Origin of the sequence: Paenibacillus sp. S25 (assembly GCF_019454085.1) — a bacterium.
GTDB lineage: Bacteria > Bacillota > Bacilli > Paenibacillales > Paenibacillaceae > Paenibacillus > Paenibacillus polymyxa_B.
Genome location: NZ_CP073683.1, coordinates 770,227 through 794,967, shown reverse-complemented (window position 1 = coordinate 794,967; position 24,741 = coordinate 770,227). Strand labels below are relative to the sequence as shown.

The following is a 24,741-nucleotide window of genomic DNA, read 5'->3' as shown; positions in this document are numbered from 1 at the left end:
AAAAAGCTGCCGGGACTTATCCCGGCAGCTTTCGGGGACCTATACCAAGGTCCCTTTTTGCTTCGCATAATACTCGGTGATCAGATCGAGGAATACCTTGGGAAACGCCAAGGTGGCCATATCTGCCTCGCTGATCCAGCGGTACCCCGCTGGCAGCGCATTGCGCGTGTGCTCCGCCTGCTCAGCCAGCGTAATCAATGCACCCGGCTTCGATCCGGTGCTGTAGCTGGCCCGCTTCTCGGCAGCCAGCGGTTGTCCTCCCGCCTCCCCGGCAGGGGCGGCGACCTCTTCACACTGGAACACACGCAGGTTCCAGTGAATGTGGCTGAACGTGTGCTCCGCCTCACGTACAAACCGCACCGGGCGCGCAAGCACGCCCTCTGCCAGCAAATGAGCCGCCAAATGGTCCATGGCGGGCTCATCCGGCACCGGGCCGTTGTAGCCCTCCGGCCCGGCAAGTTCATGCGGCAGCTCCCACATGCGGGCCAACAGGCCCTTGGCCGGGCGCTGCCGTACGAGCAAGCGGCCGGCGTTCGCTCCGCTGCCCTCGATGAGAGCAACGGAGCGCGGCTCCAGCCGCGGCGGCTTCGCCTTGGTCTTGACTGGCAGTGTCTCCTCGCGACCTGCCAACCTGCCCGAGCAATGCTCCATGACTGGGCAGGTCAGACAATGAGGCGACTTCGGCGTGCAGACCAGCGCCCCCAATTCCATCAGAGCCTGATTAAAATCAGAGGCTCTTCCTTCGGGAATCAGCTCCCGTACCAGACTTTCCATATGCGCCCGCGTGCTGCCCTTCATAATATCCTCTTCAATGAGAAAATAACGCGACAGCACACGCATCACATTCCCGTCCACAGCAGGCTCTGGTCGGTTGAAGGCGATACTCATAATCGCCCCCGTCGTATACGGGCCTACTCCTTTCAGTGCAGCGACAGCTTGTGTATCATCCGGTACCTGCCCGCCGTGAAGCTCAACTACTTGTTTTGCCGCAGTTTGCAAATTCCGGGCCCGCGAATAATAACCCAGCCCTTCCCACAGCTTAAGCACATCCTCTTCGGGTGCTTCCGCCAGCGCTTCAATTGTAGGAAAACGTGCAATAAAGCGGTTAAAATACGGAATGACCGTATCCACACGCGTCTGCTGAAGCATAATTTCCGAGATCCAGATATAAAAAGGATTCCGATGGCGGCGCCACGGCAAATCGCGTTTGTTACGTGTGTACCAATTCAACAGTTCAAAGCTGAAATAACGCTTTTGTTCCAATGTATTTGTAGTCATCACATCACATCTCCTTATATTCGACAATCACAAAAGCAGAGGCAATGTTAGGCTGATGTGTAATACTCAAGTGAATGCTGTAATTCGAGTCACCTGTAGACGGCAACCTCAGTCTATCCCACGCGGATGAAGACAAATAAACTACTGGCTTCCCCCCAGGTTCCGGTAAAATATCCATATCGCCGAACCCAATGATTTGCCCAATTCCACAACCGAAGGCTTTCGTTATCGCTTCCTTGGCAGCAAAGCGCCCTGCTACGAACTCCGTTAGTCTACCCTTGCGTTCCACAGCAAGCTCACGTTCTGCCGGGGTCAGCACCCGATTCAAAAACGAATCTGCATATTTACCTGCCAAAATATGAGCCATACGGCTTATTTCCAGCACATCATGTCCAATTCCGTAGATCATTTGGGTATTCCCCGTCCTTTTTACTTTACTGGATCTATTGTAACAGTGCGTCCACACCCTGGCGAGTCACAAAGGCGTAAAAACAGCACCAAAATATGTTAAAATAAGAAAGGCTATAGGTGAATGTTTTGAAATTCAGCCGATATGCCCATTTTAAAAAATTCCCGTAGAAAGGAAGGATAGGATGTCAGAAACCATTATTGTTGAAGCAGGAACAGATGCGGTGATCCGCGCTTCCTGGTTTCCCGCTAAAAATACAGCCAAAAGCCTGCTCATCATCGCTCACGGCTACAAAGGATTTAAGGATTGGGGCATGTTCCCCTATATAGCAGAAGCATTGAGTATGGATAACCATGTTGTGACCTTCAACTTTTCACATAATGGCATAGGTGAGGATCTAGAGAATTTTACCGAGCTGGAAAAGTTCGCACGTAACACCTATAGCCGCGAACAAGAGGATTTGGAACTATTGCTATCCAATCTGAGAGCACGTCATGAGTTCAGAGAATTGCCGTTGTTTCTGTTAGGACATAGCCGAGGCGCGGGGAGCTGCTTTGTATATGCTCTAGATCATCCCGGCGAGATTGCTGGCGTCATTTCATGGAATGGCGTGACAGATCTTGATCTGTTTACTTTACCGCAAAAAGAAGAAATGCGCGCCAAGGGGCGTAGCTATGTGGAAAACGCCAGAACCGGACAACAGCTTCCGCTGGATGCTGTCATTCTGGAAGACCTGGAACAAAATCGCCAGCGTTTTGCCATTGTAGACAGACTTGCCAACAGCCAGCTCCCAGCTGTACTAATCCAGGGAACCGAAGATTCCAAACGTCTACGGGAAGGCTCTGCCCTGCTCACTTCCGTTCGTCCCGACATCGAATGGGTACAAATTCAAGGCGGCACTCATACCTTTAATACCGTTCATCCATTCCAGGGAGGCAGTCTTCCACTCGATCAGGCGATTACAGAAACCCGCCGCTTCATTGAGTGGATCGCCAATTAATTATTGCCCCTTCAATACAAACGGCGATCCGCCGGGCGGATCGCCGCATTTATTTACTTCAGGATTTTGCAAAATTCGATTCCATTCGCTCCAAGTGCAATATATAGACGAACTAGAACATTTCGATCTATATATTGTTTATTGAAGATCGCTTATTGGATTTTTGCAAAATCTCACTTGAGCATTTTACAATTCCATAATGATTAATGCTTAAACTCCTGGGATGCTTGTCCGCTTATGCGCTGTACGTGTAAAGAAGCTTTCCAGCTTTTCGCGTGCCGCCGGGTCAATTTCCTTGCCTTCCAGGTAGTCGCTGTTTGCTTCGTAGGAGATCCCCAGTTCTTTTTCATCCGTCTGGCCTTCCCACAATCCTGCTGTAGGCGCTTTGTCCAAAATGGCCTGCGGAACTCCGAGATAGCTGGCCAGCAAGCGCACCTGACGTTTGTTAAGCGTGCTAAGTGGCGTAATATCGACCGCTCCATCGCCCCATTTGGTATAAAAGCCTGTGATGGCTTCTGAAGCGTGATCTGTGCCAACGACGAGCAGATTCAGCTCATTCGCGAGTGCGTATTGTACCACCATACGTGTTCTTGCCTTTACATTCCCTCTCACTTGCGGAGTAATGGAACGCTCCAGACCGATATCCTTTAACGTATGCTCCACTTCCACGGCAACCTTGTCCACGGCTTCCTTAATGTTCGTTTCCCCAGCATATTTCAGGTCGAACGCTTTGGCTACCGCGTAGCTATGCTCGATATCTTCCTGTTGGCCATATGGCTGGAATACACCCAGCGTTTTGTATTCGTCCCCTTGCTCCTGCGTCAACTCATCTGTAGCCCGCTTGCACAAAGCGGCTGCTACGGCACTGTCAATCCCGCCACTGATGGCGATCAGCAGCCCTTTGCTTCCCGTTTTCGTTACATACGACTTGAGGAAATCCACACGCTTGCGGACCTCCACTTCTACGTTAATCGTAGGCTGTACTCCCAATTCAGCAATAATCTGTTCCTGCAAACTCATCAGATAAGCACCTCTTTTTTAGGAATTTCCTTCACAAGCCAACATGCAAAAGCCCCGGCAAGTTTCGCAGGCGAAAAATGCGGGGCATAGCTTGAGCAGTCTTACCGGCAAAAACGATCAAATGCACTGGTCAAATCAGCAGCGATCTGATCTGCCGAACGATCCTCCACCTGATGACGCTCGATGAAGTGAACCAGCTCGCCGTCTTTCAACAGCGCGATAGAAGGGGAAGACGGTGGGTAAGGTGCGAAAAATTCGCGAGCCTTTGCTGTTGCTTCCTTGTCCTGTCCGGCAAAAACCGAATACAGATGATCTGGCGTAAGATCATGCTTCAGTGCTTCAGCCACCCCTGGGCGGCATTGGCCTGCGGCACAACCACATACCGAGTTCACAACAACCAGCACTGTACCTTTAGCATTAGGCAGCTTGGCCTCCACATCTTCAGAAGTACGCAGTTCCTGAATCCCAAGATTCGTCAGTTCATCACGCATTGGCTGAACTGAATCTCTCATATATTGATCGAAAGACATAGACATATTCTTTCACTCCTTTTCCAAAAATCATGTATACTACGTTTCTAATTTCATCCTTTGCCGTAGTAAAGGCATGGACATCTAAACTTCATTATACAATCTTTTTCACGTAATTTGCAAAAATCCGGCTATATATTTGCACGATTATTTCTGTATCGAATTCATGACAGGAAACTCAGAATGGTCCCGGTAAGTCGGAACGGTTCTGCGCAATCGAACTTTAAACTGCGTGCCCATTCCCTCCACCGAATCTACGGCAATTGTACCGTGATGACGCTCCACTATACTTTGACATAAGGCCAGACCCAGACCTGTACCTTTCGTTTTGGTGGTGTAAAAAGGTTGGAACAGCTTTTCAAGCTGTTTTTGCGGAATTCCCGGCCCTGTATCCTTTACTTCTAGTTCCACAAAATCCCCTTCCTCATGAGTGGAAATGGTCAGCACTCCCTTTTCCCCCATAGCTTCCATCGCATTACGCGATAAATTAAGCAGCAATTGCTTCATTTCCTTAGGATTCAAATGCAGCATCGTCACATGATCCTCCAGCTTTAGCTCAATCGTCTGTCCCCTCAGATTCGCATCTGCCCACAATAAAGGCGTCAGCTCGCGAATAATATCATGCAGATGACATTGCTCCTTCTCGACAATTCGATTCTGGGCCAGTGAAAGAAAATCGTTAATAATCCCGTTCGCCCGGTCAAGTTCCTCCATCACAATGCGGTAATAATGGTTGAGGGATTCTGGGCTTTTCTCACGCATAAGCTGTAAAAAACCACGCACAACCGCCATCGGATTACGTATTTCATGAGTAATGCCAGCTGCCATCTGTCCAACCAGACTGAGCCTTTCAAAATTGCCCAGCTCACTGCGTAGCGTCTCCAGCTCTGTAATATCTTGCAAGGCGATAATGACACCTGTCGTTTGGTTTGCATGTTTATCCCGAATAGGAAGGAAACTTGAGAAGAATACTTTGGGGGTAACATTTATAAAATCAGCCCCCGCCTCTCCTTCCAACGCTTTCGCAACTCGTTCGTTAACCGCAGGCAAAGCGCTAAAACCATATAACGAGGTGAATGGACGACCTACTACCTCAGGCAGCGTAATGTAGGGATCGTAGTCCCGATAGAGTTCCAGCATCGTTTTGTTCATATGTATAACTCGTTCTTCGCTGTCCAAAGTAACCAGAGATAACGGCATCAAATCCATAACTTGACGCAGCTTATCCACTTCAATTAAATATTTGCTCGTAAACTCAGTCACATCACGCCGTAGCGCCAGCTTCTCAAAGGCATTATGCATCAGGCTCACGACCGTAAAACTTGCCAGTACCCCTGCACCTATATTCCAAAACGTTGTAAGTAAGTCAGGAATGTATACCGCAATATCCTGTTTGCCCCACAGTAGCGGAAATATCGCCTTAAACAGCATATCAGCCACAACATATGCGGAGATCAGGAGCTTTTTGTCCAACATTGTTCCTCTTTGAAAAAACTTGACATGCAGGAGCATAAAAGGAAAAAGGATAAAACCCGTTCCCACATACATCGGGGACATTTCTGTCGACTGGGCTATAATTAGGACTCCCATAAGTGCGGAAGCAGCAAGCACGAAGGCAGTGCGACGTCTACCGTACATGATGCCAACAGCAAGGGGAATAATACCGAGATTGGAAGGTAAACCATACGGAGACTGATATTGAAAGAGTGTACATAGCAATATGGCTGGCAAGCAACACAAATACAGTATTCCTTGATTGGGTCCAGGAAGCAAATTGCTGCCCCAAACCTTTTTCTTATCCCCATAATCCGTTAATATAGAGAAAAAACCCGCCGATATAACGGCAAGGAGAACTTGGAGCACACTTTCCTTCAACGCAATTAACAAGGACTTCTCCCCCTCATCATCTTTCCTTGACGCCGTTAGTTGAATTAAAGCACAGGCTACAATATATTACAATATATGTGTTAAAATCCCGGTGTAGAACGACAAAATATGCTAAATACCAGATGTATATAAGAAAAGCGTTTTTACGTATTTCAGACTCCTGAAAATTGAAAGATATATGCGTTTACTGTGCTCAAAGGCTATCTAAAGCGACGGTATTACGATATGATGAAAAATTGGTTACGCCGTTCTGAATTTTTTTGAAAATTTGTCGACGAAAAGGAAGAGGTTTATGACTTACGACGTTATTGTGATCGGAGGCGGCTCAGCCGGATTAATGGCTGCTGCTGCTGCCAGCGGTGAAGGTGCCAAGGTGCTTTTGCTGGAAAAGGGAAATAAACTCGGGCGTAAGCTGGGGATCTCTGGTGGAGGCCGTTGCAATGTCACGAATGCCAAAGAGCTGGACGAACTCATTCGGCACATTCCCGGCAATGGCCGATTTCTGCACAGTGCACTGGCGGCTTTCGGCAATCGGGATATCATCGCTTTTTTTGAACAGTTGGGTATAGCCTTAAAGGAAGAAGACAACGGGCGTATGTTTCCAGTGACGGACAAAGCCAAAACAGTTGTCGATGCTTTGATCAACAAGGTACGCTCTCAAGGAGTCGAGATACGGACAAGCTGTCCTGTTCAAGAGGTTATTTACAAGGAAGGTCATACGGCTGGGGTACGGCTACGTTCCGGTGGAATCCTACATAGCCGTAATGTCATTGTAGCCGTTGGTGGCAAATCCGTTCCGCATACAGGCTCGGAAGGTGATGGCTATGCATGGGCAGAACAAGCAGGGCATACGATTACGGAACTGTATCCAACAGAGGTTCCCTTGACCTCAGGCGAGACGTTCATCCAGACGAAAGAGCTTCAGGGACTATCCTTACGCGACATCAGTCTAACCGTATGGAATGCGAAGCAAAAGAAAGTTGTCGTCCATGAAGGAGATATGATTTTTACACATTTTGGTCTATCTGGCCCGACTGCTTTGCGGTGCAGTCAGTTTGTCGTCAAGGGAATGAAAAAGGATAAGGTGAACACGGTGTTGTTGACTCTCGATTTGCAGCCTCACAAACATGCCGATGAAGTCTACCGTGAGACGCTGGAATTGGCATCGGTCGATGCTAAAAAAGCGATCAAAAACGTGCTTAAGCCTTATTTGCCGGAACGCTTGATTCCATTGTTACTCCAGCAGGCCGAACTGCGTGAGGACTTGACCTATGATCATATTCCCAAGCAGCAGTGGCAAGAACTTGCTCATCGCATTAAGGCGTTTCCAATCCGTGTGAACGGTACGCTCTCTCTGAAGGAAGCATTTGTTACCGGGGGCGGTGTGAATTTGAAGGAAATTAATCCGAAAACAATGGAGTCCAAGCTGATGCCTGGATTGTTCTTCTGCGGTGAGATACTCGATATTCACGGTTACACAGGTGGTTATAATATTACAGCGGCGTTTACGACAGGGCATACAGCAGGAACCCAAGCGGCCGTAAGCGATTAAGACGCTGCGCGTAGGATTTGATCTTACGATCGCTGTTGCTTCTCCAGATTCAAATCCTCCGCTTCGCTAGAAACCGCCATTACAACTGCATTTTTAGGGAAAACAGGAAGTAAAAAGACTTAAATCAGTTGTATTGCTGATCTAAGTCTTTTTTGGGTACTCGCGTAAAAAACAAGCTCCATCTTGTTTTGAAATTTGCCGCTATTCTATACCTCAATAATGATAGGCAAAATCATGGGTCTTCTCTTCGTCTGACTGTAAATAAACCGGCCAACATCATCTTTTAACATTTGCTTAATCAGTCCCCACTGACTCATTTCGATTTCTGTTAACTCGTTCACTGTGGACATAATCGTGTCGTGGATCTGACTCATGAGCTCTTCGGAATCCTTAACATATACAAAGCCTCTTGAAATGACCTCTGGTGTTGCGAGCATTTGTTTCTCGTTTTTGCTCAACGTCATCACAATAATCAGCATTCCGTCTGAAGAAAGCTTTTTACGGTCTCGCAGTACAATATTACCTACGTCCCCTGTCACCAATCCGTCTACCAAGCTATTGCCGGCTGATACTTTGGGCCCGAGGGATGCCCTTCCCTCTTCGATTTGAACAGTGTCACCGTTATGGACGATAAATACATTCTCCATCGGAATCCCTACAGACTCCGCTAGCTGACGATGCTGATACAACATCCTGAATTCACCGTGTATGGGAATCAAATACTCAGGTTTCATCAGGGTCATCATTAATTTTAATTCTTCCTGGCTGCCATGACCGGATACGTGCATCCCTGTGGTACTGCCTGATCCATAAATAACGTTGGCGCCCAGTACGTACAGGTTATCAATGACCTGGGAAAGATTCCGTTCATTCCCGGGTATGGCCCCAGCAGCAATGATTACAGTATCACCAGGCAAAATTTCGATTCTGGGATGCAAGGAATTGGCTAGTCGGGACAGTGCAGCCATCGGCTCACCCTGACTTCCTGTACATAAAATGGCAATTTCTTCTGCAGGAAACCGTTCTGTTTCTCCCGCCTCAATCAACAAGTCCTCAGGCATGTGCAAGAAACCCAGCTCCTTAGCCACTGACACCACATTTATCATGCTGCGTCCCAGTAGAACGAGTTTCCTGCCTGTTTCTACAGCCGCGTCAATGACTTGCTGGACACGGTTCACATTGGATGCAAACGTAGAAATAAATACTTGCTGTTTGGCTCTGGCAAAAGCATCCAAAATATGTCCGCCAACCAAGCGTTCTGAAGGAGTAAATCCCGGTCTTTCGGCATTTGTACTTTCGGAAAGAAGCACTTTAACCCCTTGCTTTCCAATTTCGGCCATACGATGAAGATCGGGGAAAGGTCCACTGACGGGAGACATATCGAATTTGAAATCCCCGGTGTGGACCACATTTCCTTCCGGTGTCTGAAAAAAGACACCCAGGCAATCCGGGATACTGTGGACGGTAGTGAAAAAGGATGCCTGAATCGTTCCCGCTTGAACGATTGAATCCGCATCTATAAGATGAAGCTCCGCATCACGTAAAAGATTGTGCTCCCTTAACTTAATCTTAATTAGTTCGATGGTGAGCTTTGTGCCATAAACGGGCATATTAATCTGCTTCAGCAGATAGGGAATACCTCCGATGTGATCCTCATGCCCATGAGTCACAATGAGCGCTCTGACTTTATCCTGATTTTCCAGCAGATAGGTAACATCCGGCACAATGAGGTCAATACCAGGCAAATTCTCATCAGGAAACTTGGAGCCACAATCGATAACGACAATATCCTGATCGTATTGGATAAAATACATGTTTTTCCCGATTTCATTAACACCGCCTAGAGCAGCAATGAGTAATCTATTATCAGCATGCATCAATTTTATTTCCTCCTTAGGAAAATGCTATCCATATTATTCATTTTCCACGTAAACTTATGCACAAAAAGAAACCCTTGTCTCTAAAAGACAGGGGCTCTCACTTGATTTATTAGATACCCACCGCAGCCGAAATAGCAGCAAAAATAGCAGCAACTAACCACAGGATCGGGAATAGCTTGAAGATTACCTTTAGCCACTGTCCAAAGCTGATCCGGGCAATGGCCAATCCCGCCAGCAGTACTCCGCCTGTCGGTGAAATTAGATTGGTTAACCCGTTACCGAATTGGTACGCTGTGACTACTGCTTCACGATTGATACCTACAAGATCGCCAAGCGGTGCAAGTACAGGCATGGTTAGTGCTGCTTCCCCCGAAGAAGATGGGACTAGGAAAGTAATAATATTATGTGCAACCAACATAATGGTAGTGAACAAGTAACTTGGTAATCCTTCCAGAATGCTTGCGAGTGCATTCAATACGGTATCGATGATCATACCCTGCTCGGCGATGATCAGAATTCCGCGGGCGAGACCTATGATCACTGCAGCGTAGATGAATTCTCCACACCCTTTTACAAAATTCTCAGCTATTTCCTTCTGGCTCATTTTAGTAACTACCCCAACAAAAAGACCGAGTGCGAAGAAAAGGGCACCAATTTCAGTCATATACCAGCCTTTGGCCAAAATCCCCCAGACAATTGCTCCAAGCGTTACAATAAATCCACCTATTATTAATTTGTCCCGAAACGTGAAGACGACGTCCTCACCTGTATTTTCTTTTATAAATTGCTCACGATTTATAATATCACTCTGAAAAACAATGGATTTCTCCGGATTTCTCTTAACACGATGCGCATACCACATCGTAAAGGCAATAGAAATCATAGTAAATACAAGCCATTCAATAAATCTCAGCCAGAGCTGAGGATTCCCCTCCACTCCTGCAATCCCCTGGGCAATCAATACTGAAAATGGATTAACAGTCGAACCAACATAGCCAATTTGCGTTCCCAGAAATAGAATGAGAATAGCAGTCATAGAATCGAAGCCTAGGGCAAACATTAACGGAATAAAAATCGCATAAAGCGGAATAATTTCTTCGCTCATCCCAAAGGTAGAGCCTCCGAGACTGAATATAACCATGGCAATTGGAATAAGCAGAATCCCCTTATTCTTCAGCCGTCTGGCAAGAGCTGTCAGGGCACGATCGATGGCTCCCGTCTGCAGTATAATCCCGAAGGAGCCGCCCACAATAAGGACAAAAGAGACGACATCCGCGGCATTGATAATCCCCTCAATAGGTGCGCTTAGGATTTGGGGGAGTCCCTGTCTTAAATCACCGTTCTCACCAGTTTTGGGTACAGTGTGATAGGTTCCCGAAACGATCGCCGTTTTGGTCACACCGTTCACTGTCACTTCATTACGCTCAAATTGTCCGCTGGGCACAATCCATGTCAATGCAGCGACTGTAATAATAATCAAAAATATTAAAGTATAGCTATGGGGCAAGGATAATTTCCATTTCATATTCTTGATGTTCATGTTTATCCCTCATTCCAAGAATGGTTATACGTAACCTTCCCTCCCATAATGGTCAATATCACTTGGGCGTCCCTGATATCACCAGCAGATGCGTTAAGGAGGTCGCGATCAAAAACGGTGATGTCAGCATATTTTCCAGCCTCTAGCGTGCCTGTAACCTCTTCCATATAACAATGTCTGGCTCCATTAATGGTCCATGCCTTTAAAACTTCGGATGGCGGCATCCCCCGATCGGGATACCAGCCTCCAGTAGGTGATCCGTCCGGAAACAACCGATGAGAAGCTGAGTACAGTGAAGCGGGAACACTCGTGATAAATAAGGGCAGATCAGTCCCAATGGTTATTGGCACATTAGCCTCCAGCATAGATTTATAATTATAAAATCGGTTTTCATGACCTTTGCCTACCACAACAGGCATATAGGCCTCTTCATAGGTTGGATTCAGTAGCAGGATTTGAGCGTAGACTTCGGCAAAAATTTCGTTTTCGCCCATTCTGATCAGATCATCTGGATGAGGATACTCTAGATCACTGATCGAATGTCTGATAAGGTTATTACCTTGTTGTTCGCGGCATTTTTCAATCATGGATACCGCTTGGCGAATCGCAGCATCACCTTCTGCAGTTAGGCAGCATTTGATACCTTGGCTGTCTGCTTCCAGCACATAGGCTTCAATCTTTTTGTAGTCAACCGTCCTCAAAGTCGTTACTCCGGGCATATCTGCGTAAGGTTCCAGCATGTCCCCCGTATGATCAGCTACGACACCGTCAAGCATCAGCTTGTATCCTTGGAAACGAATAAGGTCTCCATTATAAAGTGCTTTATACTTCATACCGGTGGCAATATCAAGCGATTCAACAACGGGTTCAAGCGAGAAATGAAATCTGAGTGGCAGTTCCCCTGTTTCTTTCAAATCTTCTAGAATCGGCAGCAACTCGCTATGCCGGTCAAAGCCAATATCTTTTATGGAAGTAACTCCTCGTGCAGCTAGTATGCGGCAAAACTCCATAAACTCTTGTTTGACAAGGCTGTGGTCCTGCATCATAGCTTGGAGCAGCAAAGCGCGTGCCTCAGCACTGCATTGATCCGGCAGAAATTGATATTTCTCCTGAGCCAGTCGGTTCATCCAGCAGTAGCTTTTATTTAGGTTAATGGCAATTACCGCCCGATCAGGGAACAGCTCGTCCAACAAGCTTTGCTGAGGCAGCTTGCCCCATCCTTCCTTGCTCCAACCGTAAGCGGTTACATCTTTCCCTGGCGGAAGATTGTTTGCCGCTTGTAGCATGGATTCCACTGCTTCTTCGATCGAGGCTGCATGAGTCAAATCCACGCCCCGATGCATCGACATATATCCGGTAAAAAATACATGGTTGTCATGAACTCCTGGCATGATAAAAGCATCACCCAAATCACAGACAACCGTTCCCGCTCCTATCCAAGCTTGTGCTTCCTCGGGACGCCCCACTGCTGCAATACATTCTCCTTGCAGTGCAATAAACCCAGGTGAGGCTTCATTTTCCAAGCCATTAAAAATAGCATTTGAGAGTAAAACTTTGTCCGCTAATGTGTCATTCTTCCCTTGCACAATTTCACCCCCTCATTATTTATCCGCCCTATAACATAACGTAATATAACGTTATAATGTTACTTCTGCTTCTCTTATGAAGTGGAAGCAGAAGCTGTGCCGTACCTGAATAACATTACCTAACAGGCAACGGATTTATATTGAGAATTGATAACGGTCTCCAATGATGTACTGCTTACCTACATGAACAGGGCTTCCATGCTGATCATAAATAATCGTATGCATGTAGAATAAAGCCTGCCCGATAGCCGTCTCCAGCAGCTTTGCCTGGTATTCATCCGCCAAAGCGATTTGTAATATCGTTTCTCCTGGTTGGTTAGGATCGATGCTGTATTTATGTCGCAGCAGTTCGTATACAGAGCCCTTCAACTGTTCTTCCATTAGAAAAGAGAATCGGTCATAAGGATAAAAATTATTCTCCAGCATGAGCGGTCGATCACCGGCGTATCTTTTGCGCTGAATATATAACACTTTCTCTCCTTGTAGCAGCTGCAACTGATGTGCAATTTCCTCATCTGCTTCTATGATTTCACGTTCTGTGACCACACTGTGTGAAGAGAGGCCGTTGGATTTGCAGGCAGCTGTAAAGCTGATGATATGTTCAATCTTCCGCCCAATTTTGGGTACATTGACAAAGGTACCTTTTCCTTGACGTTTGGTCAGATAACCTTCATGAACCAATTCGGCAATTGCTTTTCTTACGGTAATTCGACTTACATTGTAGGTCTCGCTTAGCTCAGTTTCGGTCGGTATACGACTTCCCTGCGTAAATGTTCCATTATGAATAGCGGTTTTGACTGCTTTTTGTAATTGAATATATAATGGCTCTGCTTGGTCTGAATTCAACATAATGTGCCCTCACTTGTCATATAACGTTATATTACTCCCACTTAGAGTATCAAATGTTACATATTCTTACAAGTGAAGATATTTGAAAATATTTTATTAGTAACGGACGCCGTATCCGAAAGAACCTTCTACCAGACAGCTCTGGGCGGCAACCCTCGAGCCCTCTGCCATAGCGTCCTGAATGTTGTTATTTTTTAAAAAACTCAGTAAAAAGGCGGTTATATAAGAGTCTCCTGCCCCCATCGTATCCACAGCGTCAACGGAATCAGGCATTTGAAAATAGAACTTAGTACCATCATAGGCAATAGACCTATCTCCACCGCGTGTGGCTACCAGGATTTGCCCCTCTTTTTTTCGATTGGAGCGGATAAAGTTCTGTGTCTCTTCATCCGTCATATGGCTGCAAGAGAAGAAAGCGAAATCGGCATACGCAATATATTTCTCCACCTGTGCATCTACGAAATCATCCGAAAAGTCAAAAGAAAGAGGGATTCCCAGCATCTCCAATTCAGGCAGCAAGTGCCCTGTATGACTGTACAAGCCGGTGTGAATAAGGTCGAACCCGCCAACATAGGCCTTGTCATCTTCACTCAGCTTCAGCGGATGGAGACGTGTAACTCCTCCCTCATTGCTGCCCAGAAATACTCTGTCTCCGTCTTCCAGGGTTACACGTGCGCAGCCGTTCTCACCGCTGTGATATCTGCACCGTGAAATGTCGATTTCCAGCTCACGGAGAATGTGTTCTACATGCTGTGCTTCGTTATCATCTCCGAATACTCCTATAAAGGCTGCATCTACTCCCGCTTTTTTGGCAAATACACTAAAATTAAGCGCATTGCCGCCAGGATACATCATGCGCAGATGTACATATTTATCTACCACATTATCGCCAATGCCTAGAACTTTCATGATGGTTTCCTCCTGTTGGTAAGAGCGCTTAGTAAGCTACTTTGCCCATATAACGGCGAGTTTCCAGTGGGTGATTGCGTACATTTGCGAGTGCTTCACGATAAACACATACAATGCTGTAAAATAAAACCGGGTTAAAAAACTCGACGACCTCGTCGGCAATGGTTCCGATTCCAAGCTCCTTCGCATCGATCACTTCCACTTTCTCGGCATATTGACTCAGGAAAGTCCGTGCCCGCTCATCCAGTGCCCGTGTGCGTCCTTCGTTGATCATCAGAATAAATGGAGTTTCTTTATCCGTTACTTCAAACGGACCGTGGAAAAATTCACCGGAATGGATTGAAGCCGCATGAAGCCATTGCATTTCCATCAGAGAACAGATAGCAAATCCGTACGCATGTCCATAAGAAGCCCCGCTAGTCAGAATATAGAAGAGATCTTCATTGCGATATTTGTCAGCAAATACGCTCGCACGCGGTTCAACTTGTATTTTGGCCCGGTTAATAATTCCATTGATTGCTCCCAAGCCGTTCTGGAAAGCTTGATAATGCACATAGCCTTCAGCGATTTGAAGCAGTTCAACAGTAAGCTCTAAAATAATGGCCATAGGATTATTTTTGACATCGCTCTCATCTCCCCATTCGTAGAGGAATGAATAATCGGAATAATTGAGCAGTGTCGCTTCACTATTGTGGGTTAAGCCGATGGTGTAAGCGCCTTTCTCTTTGGCTGATTTAGCAGCCGCAACCGATTCCGGCGTGTTCCCACCATGGGAGCAAACGATGACTACTGAGTTTTTACCTAAACGTTTTGGCAGCGCGTGCACAAACTCATTCGCCGTATACATACCTGCTACCAACTTTTTTGCTTCACTATCCAGAAAATATTTTGAGGGATACATATCGACTAATGAGCCCCCGCAGGCTACTAAATAAACCTCTGAAATCTTCCCACTCGCTTGTTCATAAATCGTTTGAACCGTCTGATGTACATTCATTGTGATCTCTCCCTTTTGTATAACGTTATATAACGTATTGTTTACGAGATAAATATAAGCGCTTTCAATAAAAGTGTCAAGCCCAATTATTCGATCAAATAGACTTTTTTTATAACCTGTCATTAAAAATGCTCTAATCCTTTTGTGTACGGGATTAGAGCTCCTTTTTTAGTTTTAATTCATTGATAGTGGTTGGCAATAACGAGACTACTCCTGCAATATACGTACAAAAAAATGGTCTTACAGATGGGTTTGTCCGAATAAACTAATATAGACAAATACATAACATCCAATAATACTCAAGGAGGAAAAAGGACATTAATACGTTTATCAGTTATATTTTTCTTGGTTTGTCACTTTCCGCTCCCATTGGACCGATTAATGCCGCACAGTTGGATCGAGGTATTAAGAATGGGTTTTGGCATGCCTGGTTTATTGGTCTTGGTGCAATAACCGCAGATATAATCTATATGCTGCTTGTCTATTTGGGAATGATCCACCTTCTTAATGCCCCGTTTGTCAAAGCTTTTTTATGGTTGTTTGGATTTTTCGTGCTTGTGTATACAGGTCTTGAAAGTATTAAAAATGCTGGCGTGATTTCAGAGTCCGAATTACGGGGAAATGGTAATACCCTAACCAACTCATTCCTAGCGGGCTTCCTGATGTCATTATTCAATCCTCTCTCCGTCCTATTCTGGCTTGGGATTTACGGGTCCATACTCGCAAACGTCGCTAATTCATATCCAGTACAACAGCTAATGATCTTTAGCGGAGCGATTGTATTAGGTGTGCTACTCTGGGATGTGACTATGGCAGCCGCCTCAAGTATTTTCCGTAGGTTTCTAAAAACCGGATTGCTTAAAACCATCTCTTGGATGTCTGGATTATCTCTTATCGGTTTTGGCTTTTATTTTGGTGTACAAGCATTTCAATTACTTTTTTTACGCTAACTCTTGGCTTCTTGACAAAATTACCGAGATTCCTTGGTGGGCTTTCGGCGAACCCATTGTACGATAAGGTCACATACTGCAATTAACAAGACAAGCAATAAGCTGATGTACACTCCCGGGCGGCTAAGTTTATGAAAAAATGATCCGACCACAGCCATAGCTATCAACAATAATCCAATCCAACGTTTAATATGGTTTGATCTACTCGATTCCAGTAGCTTACCTGAAGACAGCAAAATAAAGCACCAATTATACAACAGCATTAAACCCGCTGCAGTAGTGATATACTCATATACTTTTCCCGGTAGTAGCAACGACATTACGATGGCTGAGATTAATCCGACGGAGATCAAACTAAGTGCATAAAGAGGATATTTATCCTTCCACTTCCGTGAAAATAATGTGGGGGCATCTCCTTCCTGTGCAAGCGTAAGCATCATAGATGTCTCTGCATATAGGGATGCTGTCATTGTTGAGAACCCTGCAATAATAAGCACTCCATTAAATAAATGAGGCACAAAAACCAGATGATCGCTGCTGAGCGCTAGCACAAAAGGACTTTCTTTCGGGTTAAAGGCACTTAATGGCACCATAGACACAGCCAGACCAATCGAAAGCACATACACTGCAACCAGTGTAACCAGCATTACTTTTCCTGCTTTAGGTGCATCCTCCGGTTTTTGAAGCCGATTTGACATAATTCCGAGCACTTCAATACCTCCATATGCATAAAAGGCAAAAATAAAAGATGACCACAATCCTATACCGCCGGTAGGGAAAAACTCTTTGTAACTGTTGGGGAGCTTTGGATTATATTTTCCTCCTCCGATCCAGCCTGCCAAAAGAGCAACGGCCAAGACCAGAAACATAACAATAGCCGCCATTTTAATGATGGCCAATACATTTTCAACTCGATCAAAACCCTTATTGCCAAAAAAAACAATCACAAGCCCTAAAATCCCGAAGCCTGCCGCAAAGATCCACATCGGTACCTGAGGAAACCAGAAGCGTGAGAATATAGATAGCGCGGTTAGTTGACTCCCATTGATAAGCAATTCTGAAAACCAATATACCCAGCCACTGCCGAATCCTGCCCAACTTCCAAATGCTTTTTGGGCATAGGAACGGAAAGAACCCTGTTCAGGATGATCTGCCGTCATTCGCGAAAGAGCATCAAACACTACATATGTTCCAACCGCTGCCAAAAAGTACGCAATCAGTACGGCTGGACCGCCAATAGAAATCGCTAAGCCGGACCCCAGAAAATATCCTGTACCGATAGTACCTGCAACTCCTAACAAGCTAAGTTGCCACCATTTTAGTTTTTGTTCTTTTTGCATATCAGACGGTTTGTCCATTAAAAAATCACCCTACTCCTAGATTTTGGGACAGATATCTCCATTCTTTAGATTGCCCTCTCCAATATATTTCATGTGAATGAATGACTCTTCTTTATCAATAAAAAAGCACCAGCTAACCCGTTCAAGGTTTACTGGTGCTTTTTACTTCACAAAACATTTGGAACATAAACAACCGCCTAATCGACATAGCGTCATCATTTGGGTCAAATATGGATGCTTCCAGAAAATCCATCCACTTCGTCCTCCGGTTGTTGATCAGAGCTGACGTTGTGCTCCCCCGTTGTGTTGCTATACGTTCGAGAGGAGCCGTTTTTATACGCTTCACTCCAATCCTCGTTGATTGTGTGCGCCGGGATAATCCAGTCCTCCGGGCTATAACCTGGATTTTGTACACCGACGTTTCCTTGCAGATCGGGAATTGCATCCGGTCTAGAGAAAAGAGTTCCTACCTCAATCATACTTCCTTCATAGGCTTGGCAAATCTCCAATGCAGACAGCACATCCTGGTTCTCAATATGAACACTGAGACCTGTGTCACCATTTGTGCTGGCGGAGTATCCAATTTCCTTTAATGTTTCACAGGCTTGGGCGGCTTGCTGCGGATCACGAAATTGAAAACGGAAAGAACCCGTATCCATGTGTTTCATCTCCTCTGAAGTAGCTTATTTTGTTAATTGGGGTTCATTAGTTTAGGTATGTTATTTTTAATATAACCAACCGGAACAGTATTTTTACATTCAAAGCCTTTATTTTTCAAAAATTTACTTTAAAGCTTTGAAATTAAATAGTTAAAAAAGCAGCTACTGTGACAAATCGCATGTTTTCGCTACGTAAATCCCTTTATGCTAGTAACAAGGGTATGGTTGCCCGGTCATCCGAGCCGAGCGGTCAAAGGATGCCCAAATCCATACATAAAGGCGGAATGAAGATGATAGATTACCGAACATTGGTGACACAGCAATCTATGCATTTGTATAGCGTGTTTGCCAAGTCATTCAAAAGTGTAAACGAACATGCGGTTGCTGGCATCAAAACGGTGGGCTTCAACCCAACGGCCTTCGCCGTGATGGAAGTTTTATATCACAAGGGCGCGCAGCCAATCCAACAAATTGGAGCAAAGCTGCTTCTGCAAAGCGGAAATGTCACTTATGTTATTGACAAGCTGGAAAGCCGCGGTTATTTGCACCGTCACCCGTGCGACCAAGATCGTCGGATTATATATGCAGAATTGACGGACGAAGGACAACGTGTCATGGACGAAATTTATCCTGATTATACACGTCAGATTGAACGTGCCTTTAGCGGAATCAGTGAAACCGAAAGAGATCAACTTATCGGCTTGCTCAAAAAATTGGGCCGTAGCGCTGATAACCTGTCACCTTATCACAAATAGAACGAATAGTAATTTTAGCAACTGATCGTTTGTGAATAAACGAACAATCTTATAGCTGTGCTAAACGAAAATTTAGATTTACACAGAAAAGTCCACCCTTATATTCATGGGTGGACTTTTCAAATACCTGAATAGAGCGAAATATGCCCAAGCTTACGAGCAGCATAACCTGCTATCGACTAAAATGTTTGACCACTACATTATTAAAAATTGCTGGACCGCCATCGGAAAACAGAGTGATTTTCTGATCCTCTAATCGTGGAAATATTAAGGAGGAAAAAGCTACTGCTCCATCATCGACAAACACTTCAATACTGGTTTTATCGACGAGAATGTTCAGGTGGACCTTTTTCTTATCGGGATCAAATGGCGCCTTACTCTCTACATATTTTCCACTCTGATCCGGCTGCCCAGTGTTCGCTCTGTTTACGTAAGAGTATTGACCGTCCACTGAGACACCCACATCGACATGGCGCTTGCCATCCGTCGACTCTCGAAGCCTCAATCCTACATTTTTAATCGTGGACCAAGAGACATCCGCCTCTAGCTGATAGGCATCGCCTGCTACCGGAAGCCGGTGAGTACCCTCTACTTTAATCGTTCCTAATGATTTTTTGGATGTTTGGAATCGCTCCAAATTGGGTATAGGCTGTGAAACCAAACGATATCCAGCATCTGCCGTATGTTTCAGTCGAATTTGGCGAACAATCGAATCCATTCCATTAAAGCCTTCCTTTAGGGTAGGCGTGTTATTGGCATAATCCCAATTGTTCATCCAGGCCAGAGCATAACGGTGACTATATTTATCTTTGTCTTTTCCTTCCTCGAACGTAACTGCACCATACCAGTCAAACCCATAATCCAGCCACCCAGGTTCACTGTGATCAGGGAGAAATGCTTCTCCATTAAAATCTCCCGTCCAGTAGGCATACGTGTTGGGTCCGCCTGTTGATTTGCTATTGGCGCTCACGCCTAGAATCCATTGATAGGTTCCATCATCCGCCCGCATCCGGTAAAGGTCAGGACATTCCACAAGTCCGATATTCTCCGTTTGAAAGCCGCTTGTATACCGCCAATTCTTTAAATTATCAGACTCATAAAAGCCAATCTTTGTTCCCTCTGCCATGACCATCACCCATTGATTACGTTGAGTATCTCGGATGATTTTGGGATCTCTGAAGTCCTTTGTACCGGGGTTGGGCATCACAGGCTTGTTGCGGTAAGAAGTAAACGTCTTGCCTTTGTCCTTACTGTACCACAAAAATTGTTCCTGCTTTCCGCCATCTGCGGAGGGCTGTGTCACAATGGCTACCAGCGTGCCTTTTCCAAACCCTGCGGTATTATTATCATCGATCACGACCGAACCGGACCAAGGATCTCCATTCGGGTTCGTATATTTGGGAATCGCCACCCCCTCATCTTTCCAATGAACCAGGTCGGTTGATGTGGCATGTCGCCATTCTGTACCGTTCTTTTTGGGATAGTCACGATTATACAAATAGTAATAATGATATTTTCCATCAAAATAAATGGGCCGTTGAGGATCATTCTTCCACTTATCCGGAACGGTAAAATGATAGGATGCCCGGTAGGTTGGTGTTGTATGCTTACTTTGATTAGCTTGATTTTTTGGATTTACAGCAGGTTTTTGGGGTTCGGCTGCATCCTGTTGGTACATACTCCATCCCATAGCTATAAATATAGTTAAGCCTGTGATGATTACAACGGATCGTATCCAAATGCTCTTGGGAGCTTTTTTTCTCATTATGACGATCCTCCTTACCTCTCATTGCATCGTTATGTATCGTCCGATGGACGACAGATCGGGTTGCTACCAAGCCGCCGCCTTCGGACATACTGCATATACCTACTTATTTCTTTCCATATTCATTTTGGTGTTCTTTTTTATCATTCGCTGGATCAATCGTGATTTGCCCTTGCTCCAAAATACCGTTTTTCACAACAGAGGTTTTCGAGCCTTTAATATTCAGCAGGAAGCTTGGTGCGAAAGTAGATTTGTGATCCGGGAAAAGCCCTCGATTAGTCATATAACTCGAAACGACTACGTTATTGCCTTTGCCTTGCGGGATAGCAAAATGGGCATACGTCCAGGTAATATCATCACGATCCAGATCCTGATGAAGAACGAGACCGGTTCCATTCAACGGTTTATAAGGCCCTGTCAAGGAAGTAGAAACATAACCCAGCATGTAAATATCATCGTCACCGATCGCATCTACAGTCACCTTGGAACCTCTCGTACTCGTAAATAAATACCACAAACCATTCATTTTGAAAACATTCGCCCGTTCAATTTCATCTGTTACCAGATTGGATGCAATCAAAGGGGGCATTACATTTTTCAACGTATAATCATCATTCAATTCAACGATGCCCAGTGCGCCGTTCGCCAGCTCAGCTCCTTTTTTCTTAGGACTTTGCTGCAGGTTAGAAAGCTCTTCACTGAAGAATTTCTTATTGCCGCCATAATAAGCTGAGTTTTGAAGCGAATCTTCGCCTTGGTAGCCTGTCTCAGTCCCTGTATTGGCTTCAAATATAATATATTTGTGGCCTTGATCCTCGACATAGTGAGGGTCTCTAAGGGTATGATTATCCATATCCACTCCGACGCTTTGCTGCACATTTTGATAGGTTTTCCCATCTCCACCGTCATAGATCGATTTCAAATCCTCGACTCCATCTACTTTCAGTGTCTTATCATCAGGCTGAGAGACATTAATTTGAGCCGTACTCAAGGTTTGCTTGCCGAATAATTTGTTATTCGGATCATAGGGCTGTCTGCTGGTATAGAATAAACGTACTTGTCCATCAGAGGTTAAGGTAGCTGAACCTGACCATTCTTCTGACTGATTTTTTAGAATCGGATCGTTGGCAAGCAATTTATCATTGTCCTTAAATACTCTGCCGGCATTTTTCCAGCCGCTAAGTGAAGTATCGCCCGCTTTTTGATAAAACAGGTATATGAATGTATCCTCGCCTCTTTTAGGATCGCCTGCTAATCCAAAAACGATATTATACCCTTTGTAATTGGCTACTGTGCCATCGGCATTTTGTAACGGCCAAGAGTCCCAGACATCGAAATCAATCAGCTTGCCTGAGCTATCGCGACCAATAGCAGAAGGAATATTCTTAATTGTAGAGGCATCGAAGGACGGAACCTCATATTTCTCTTTGCCTTGCTGTTTGAAAATATTCAGCATGTCATTACGCGTAATTTGCGTAAATGCATTGTCTGTTTTGAGATCAGATGCATCATTTTCCTCGGCAAAAGCCTGAACGCCGCCTCCTAACAGCAAGGTAGTTGCTACTGTTGCAGTGGCTGCTTTACTGAACCATTTGTTAAACTTCAAGTACTCCATCTCCCTTAATCTAATTATGCTTCTAGATTTGAAACCCAACTTTTTGGTTGGTAGGGCCATTTTATACGGTATGTCAAACGATTGATATAGACTGAAAAGCCCTATTATGTGAGGTAAGAAAACAGGCGCCTCTTGAATTTCATCCTCATATTTTCCTAGTAATTTTCTGAAAATCCCTTTTTTTTCATTCCTATTACATTCAGAAAAATTTGCTACTTGATTTTTTTTCGTGTCCCATTTTGCTAGGTTGGTTGCTTCATTCACATGCAAAATCGTTCTAAAATAAATCATACAAAGCCCAATTTGTAAGCGAATTCAAAAAAATGGTTCCTTAGTACCCTACAGCTCAATTCAGAAACATATTTTTTGTTACAATTTCTTAAGACTTTTTTACCATTTTGTTACCTATACCCTATGAATATATAGCAATCTCAAGGAGATTTTTATTTTCTTTTTGTATGCTGGGAAATTTTTTGGTCCTATACGAGATGGTTTTTTGTTGAATCAGTAGGAGGAGAGACCTTTGAATAAAGAGATAGCCCGGACTTTTATTCAAAGGTCCGGGCTATCTCTTTTATAATGAAAGATTTATATTATTTTTTATGCGTGTTCTCTTTGTGGTGTCTTTACGCGCTGATCTGCCTCTTCTTCCGTACCCGGCGGACGGTTCCGCAATCCGAGGACGACAAACCAGCTAATAACTGCAATAACGACCATGATAACGAACAGGGAATGCAGACTGTTTTCCAGTACAGAACGAAGTAATCCGGCAACCTTGTCACTTAGACTCTGTGAAGCATGAGGTGCAAGCAGACCGTTAATATCCTCCTGCGTTACCCCTTGCTGTGTAAGCTGTCCGTCTGCTGTCTGGGCAACAATGCGATAATTCAGCCATGAACCGAAGGCTGCAACCCCGATTGTTTGCCCCAACGTACGCAGAAACGTATTCAATGCTGTCGACGCGCCACGCAACTGAAACCCGACCGAGGACTGGGCAATAATCGTAAACACAGTCATCGAGAAGCCAAATCCCAGTCCATACAACAATGTAGACAGGAACAGCAGCCAGATCGGGGCCGTTTGGCCCATCAAGGTCATGACGAAGGCCCCCAATACAATCAGGGTCAGCCCAATCAAAGAGGTTCGACGTGAGCCCAGGGTCAGCAAAATGCGTCCTCCGATCATGGAGCCAAATAGCCAGCCTACGGACATTGGAGCCAGCGCGAGACCCGATGAAGCGGCATCTCCACCGTGTACACCTTGAATCCATAGTGGAAGATAGCTAGTCAGTCCGATCAGCAGGGTGCTGACTAACAATGCTGCGGCACAGGAAAAAGCGATATCCCGTATCCGAAATAGCTTTAGTGGCACCATCGGTTCCTGAGCGCGTTTTTCGATAACCAAAAACAAAATCAGGAACAAAATGGCTACGGCAGCCAAGGCTAGCAATTCAGGAGAAGCCCAACCGATATACTGCCCGCCCAGTGCCAATACGAGCAAGAGGGCCGTCATCCCGATGGTAAAGGTAACCGCTCCCGGCACGTCGATACGCGCGGTACGCTTGCTTACCTGTTCCCGCAGGTAACGGGCGATGAAGAACATAGCCAGCAATCCAAAGGGAACGTTAAAGCCGAAAATCCACTCCCAGCCAAAATAGGTAACCACATAACCACCCAAGAGAGGCCCGATCAGGGAAGAAATCCCCCATACGGAGCTGATCATGCCTTGGACTTTGCCGCGTTCCTCCATTTTGTAGATATCACCGATGATGGTAAAAGTAACAGGAATGACACCACCCGCACCAATACCCTGAATAGCCCGGTAGATAATAAGCTGCTCCATATTGCCAGCCAGCATACAAAGCAAAGAGCCAAGTACAAACAACGAACAGCCGATTAAAAAAATGGGTTTTCGGCCAAACAAATCGCTAAGCTTGCCGAAAATGGGTGTGGTCACAGCCATCGTCAGCAAATATGCCGTAAAAATCCAACTGAGCAAATTCACGCTACCCAGCTCACTAACAATCGTCGGTCCCGCCGGACCGATAACCGTTCCTTCAATTGCGGCCAGAAAAGTGGCCAATAGAACACCTGTCAGCACGAGTCCGCGCTTCATGGGTTTATCGTTTCCCAAGCAAATCACAAATCCTTCCCTTATAAAAACTGTGTTGTATCTGTACGGTTTGCCTTTCCAGGTTGGATTATTACCCGCACTGCATAA

General features: G+C 45.3%; 20 protein-coding genes. 4 read left to right on the top strand and 16 right to left on the bottom strand.

Going from position 1 to position 24,741, the window contains the following annotated elements; all coding sequences use genetic code 11:
• Positions 1–39: 39 nt before the first annotated feature.
• Together mutY and acpS are read right to left on the bottom strand one after the other, a co-directional pair.
• The gene (gene mutY, locus KAI37_RS03535) at positions 40–1,278 is read right to left on the bottom strand and encodes an A/G-specific adenine glycosylase (RefSeq protein ID WP_220030732.1); all 1,239 of its coding nucleotides are present in this window, start codon (positions 1,276–1,278) and stop codon (positions 40–42) included.
• A 4-nt stretch (positions 1,279–1,282) separates the two neighbouring features.
• Entirely contained in the window at positions 1,283–1,687 is a 405-nt protein-coding gene (acpS, locus tag KAI37_RS03530) for a holo-ACP synthase (RefSeq protein WP_071639517.1), read from the bottom strand.
• A 184-nt stretch (positions 1,688–1,871) separates the two neighbouring features.
• On the opposite strand from acpS, the gene KAI37_RS03525 reads away from it, so the two are divergent.
• Positions 1,872–2,687 carry an alpha/beta hydrolase family protein gene (locus KAI37_RS03525; protein WP_071559313.1) on the top strand — a complete coding sequence of 272 codons (816 nt, stop codon included), beginning with the start codon at positions 1,872–1,874 and terminating at the stop codon, positions 2,685–2,687.
• A 210-nt stretch (positions 2,688–2,897) separates the two neighbouring features.
• Here the strand turns inward: KAI37_RS03525 and nadE are convergent, their stop codons facing one another.
• The 3 genes from nadE to KAI37_RS03510 form a co-directional block, all read right to left on the bottom strand.
• The gene (gene nadE / locus KAI37_RS03520) at positions 2,898–3,707 is read right to left on the bottom strand and encodes an ammonia-dependent NAD(+) synthetase (protein ID WP_071639516.1); all 810 of its coding nucleotides are present in this window, start codon (positions 3,705–3,707) and stop codon (positions 2,898–2,900) included.
• A gap of 101 nt (positions 3,708–3,808) precedes the next feature.
• Entirely contained in the window at positions 3,809–4,243 is a 435-nt protein-coding gene (locus KAI37_RS03515; RefSeq protein ID WP_023986978.1) for a BrxA/BrxB family bacilliredoxin, read from the bottom strand.
• A gap of 141 nt (positions 4,244–4,384) precedes the next feature.
• Positions 4,385–6,124, bottom strand: a complete 1,740-nt coding sequence (locus KAI37_RS03510; protein WP_071639515.1) for a two-component system sensor histidine kinase NtrB — start codon at positions 6,122–6,124, stop codon at positions 4,385–4,387.
• Between the two features lie 292 nt (positions 6,125–6,416).
• Between KAI37_RS03510 and KAI37_RS03505 the strand changes: the two genes are divergently transcribed.
• Complete coding sequence (locus KAI37_RS03505) at positions 6,417–7,676, top strand: BaiN/RdsA family NAD(P)/FAD-dependent oxidoreductase (RefSeq protein WP_220030731.1); 1,260 nt, start codon at positions 6,417–6,419, stop codon at positions 7,674–7,676.
• A gap of 206 nt (positions 7,677–7,882) precedes the next feature.
• Here KAI37_RS03505 and KAI37_RS03500 read toward each other — a convergent pair whose 3' ends face one another.
• The 6 genes from KAI37_RS03500 to KAI37_RS03475 form a co-directional block, all read right to left on the bottom strand.
• A complete protein-coding gene (locus KAI37_RS03500; RefSeq protein ID WP_071639513.1) occupies positions 7,883–9,553 on the bottom strand; it encodes a ribonuclease J in 1,671 nt (556 codons plus the stop codon).
• A 112-nt stretch (positions 9,554–9,665) separates the two neighbouring features.
• On the bottom strand, positions 9,666–11,096 hold the full coding sequence (locus KAI37_RS03495; protein ID WP_220030730.1) for a YfcC family protein: 1,431 nt from the start codon (positions 11,094–11,096) through the stop codon (positions 9,666–9,668).
• Positions 11,097–11,098: 2 nt separating this feature from the next.
• A complete protein-coding gene (locus KAI37_RS03490) occupies positions 11,099–12,682 on the bottom strand; it encodes an amidohydrolase (protein ID WP_220030729.1) in 1,584 nt (527 codons plus the stop codon).
• Positions 12,683–12,817: 135 nt separating this feature from the next.
• Entirely contained in the window at positions 12,818–13,531 is a 714-nt protein-coding gene (locus KAI37_RS03485) for a GntR family transcriptional regulator (protein ID WP_220030728.1), read from the bottom strand.
• A gap of 96 nt (positions 13,532–13,627) precedes the next feature.
• Positions 13,628–14,440 (bottom strand): PfkB family carbohydrate kinase, encoded by an 813-nt coding sequence (locus KAI37_RS03480; protein ID WP_220030727.1) that lies wholly within the window; start codon positions 14,438–14,440, stop codon positions 13,628–13,630.
• Positions 14,441–14,468: 28 nt separating this feature from the next.
• Entirely contained in the window at positions 14,469–15,437 is a 969-nt protein-coding gene (locus KAI37_RS03475; protein WP_071639508.1) for an SIS domain-containing protein, read from the bottom strand.
• 317 nt (positions 15,438–15,754) lie between these two features.
• Here KAI37_RS03475 and KAI37_RS03470 point away from each other — a divergent pair, with 317 nt between their 5' ends.
• A complete protein-coding gene (locus tag KAI37_RS03470; RefSeq protein ID WP_071639507.1) occupies positions 15,755–16,387 on the top strand; it encodes a LysE family transporter in 633 nt (210 codons plus the stop codon).
• 20 nt (positions 16,388–16,407) lie between these two features.
• Here KAI37_RS03470 and KAI37_RS03465 read toward each other — a convergent pair whose 3' ends face one another.
• Positions 16,408–17,745, bottom strand: a complete 1,338-nt coding sequence (locus tag KAI37_RS03465) for an amino acid permease (RefSeq protein WP_220030726.1) — start codon at positions 17,743–17,745, stop codon at positions 16,408–16,410.
• 206 nt (positions 17,746–17,951) lie between these two features.
• Positions 17,952–18,386 carry a hypothetical protein gene (locus KAI37_RS03460; RefSeq protein ID WP_013308721.1) on the bottom strand — a complete coding sequence of 145 codons (435 nt, stop codon included), beginning with the start codon at positions 18,384–18,386 and terminating at the stop codon, positions 17,952–17,954.
• 290 nt (positions 18,387–18,676) lie between these two features.
• On the opposite strand from KAI37_RS03460, the gene KAI37_RS03455 reads away from it, so the two are divergent.
• On the top strand, positions 18,677–19,141 hold the full coding sequence (locus KAI37_RS03455) for a MarR family winged helix-turn-helix transcriptional regulator (RefSeq protein ID WP_013369372.1): 465 nt from the start codon (positions 18,677–18,679) through the stop codon (positions 19,139–19,141).
• Positions 19,142–19,313: 172 nt separating this feature from the next.
• Here the strand turns inward: KAI37_RS03455 and KAI37_RS03450 are convergent, their stop codons facing one another.
• The 3 genes from KAI37_RS03450 to KAI37_RS03440 all read right to left on the bottom strand — a co-directional run bounded on the left by KAI37_RS03450 (position 19,314) and on the right by KAI37_RS03440 (position 24,636).
• Positions 19,314–20,906, bottom strand: a complete 1,593-nt coding sequence (locus tag KAI37_RS03450; RefSeq protein WP_220030725.1) for a glycoside hydrolase family 32 protein — start codon at positions 20,904–20,906, stop codon at positions 19,314–19,316.
• 106 nt (positions 20,907–21,012) lie between these two features.
• Complete coding sequence (locus tag KAI37_RS03445; protein ID WP_104497318.1) at positions 21,013–22,512, bottom strand: glycoside hydrolase family 68 protein; 1,500 nt, start codon at positions 22,510–22,512, stop codon at positions 21,013–21,015.
• 609 nt (positions 22,513–23,121) lie between these two features.
• A complete protein-coding gene (locus KAI37_RS03440) occupies positions 23,122–24,636 on the bottom strand; it encodes an MDR family MFS transporter (protein WP_076293134.1) in 1,515 nt (504 codons plus the stop codon).
• Positions 24,637–24,741: the final 105 nt, after the last annotated feature.

Bases quoted from the DNA above. Each gene is read 5' to 3' on its own strand.
- KAI37_RS03460 (WP_013308721.1), bottom strand. From the start codon at position 18,386: ATGGATACGGGTTCTTTCCGTTTTCAATTTCGTGATCCGCAGCAAGCC.
- KAI37_RS03450 (WP_220030725.1), bottom strand. From the start codon at position 20,906: ATGAGAAAAAAAGCTCCCAAGAGCATTTGGATACGATCCGTTGTAATC.
- acpS (WP_071639517.1), bottom strand. From the start codon at position 1,687: ATGATCTACGGAATTGGACATGATGTGCTGGAAATAAGCCGTATGGCT.
- KAI37_RS03485 (WP_220030728.1), bottom strand. From the start codon at position 13,531: ATGTTGAATTCAGACCAAGCAGAGCCATTATATATTCAATTACAAAAA.
- KAI37_RS03440 (WP_076293134.1), bottom strand. From the start codon at position 24,636: ATGAAGCGCGGACTCGTGCTGACAGGTGTTCTATTGGCCACTTTTCTG.
- KAI37_RS03475 (WP_071639508.1), bottom strand. From the start codon at position 15,437: ATGAATGTACATCAGACGGTTCAAACGATTTATGAACAAGCGAGTGGG.
- KAI37_RS03495 (WP_220030730.1), bottom strand. From the start codon at position 11,096: ATGAACATCAAGAATATGAAATGGAAATTATCCTTGCCCCATAGCTAT.
- KAI37_RS03525 (WP_071559313.1), top strand. From the start codon at position 1,872: ATGTCAGAAACCATTATTGTTGAAGCAGGAACAGATGCGGTGATCCGC.
- KAI37_RS03515 (WP_023986978.1), bottom strand. From the start codon at position 4,243: ATGTCTATGTCTTTCGATCAATATATGAGAGATTCAGTTCAGCCAATG.
- KAI37_RS03500 (WP_071639513.1), bottom strand. From the start codon at position 9,553: ATGCATGCTGATAATAGATTACTCATTGCTGCTCTAGGCGGTGTTAAT.
- KAI37_RS03455 (WP_013369372.1), top strand. From the start codon at position 18,677: ATGATAGATTACCGAACATTGGTGACACAGCAATCTATGCATTTGTAT.
- nadE (WP_071639516.1), bottom strand. From the start codon at position 3,707: ATGAGTTTGCAGGAACAGATTATTGCTGAATTGGGAGTACAGCCTACG.
- KAI37_RS03465 (WP_220030726.1), bottom strand. From the start codon at position 17,745: ATGGACAAACCGTCTGATATGCAAAAAGAACAAAAACTAAAATGGTGG.
- KAI37_RS03480 (WP_220030727.1), bottom strand. From the start codon at position 14,440: ATGAAAGTTCTAGGCATTGGCGATAATGTGGTAGATAAATATGTACAT.
- KAI37_RS03505 (WP_220030731.1), top strand. From the start codon at position 6,417: ATGACTTACGACGTTATTGTGATCGGAGGCGGCTCAGCCGGATTAATG.
- mutY (WP_220030732.1), bottom strand. From the start codon at position 1,278: ATGACTACAAATACATTGGAACAAAAGCGTTATTTCAGCTTTGAACTG.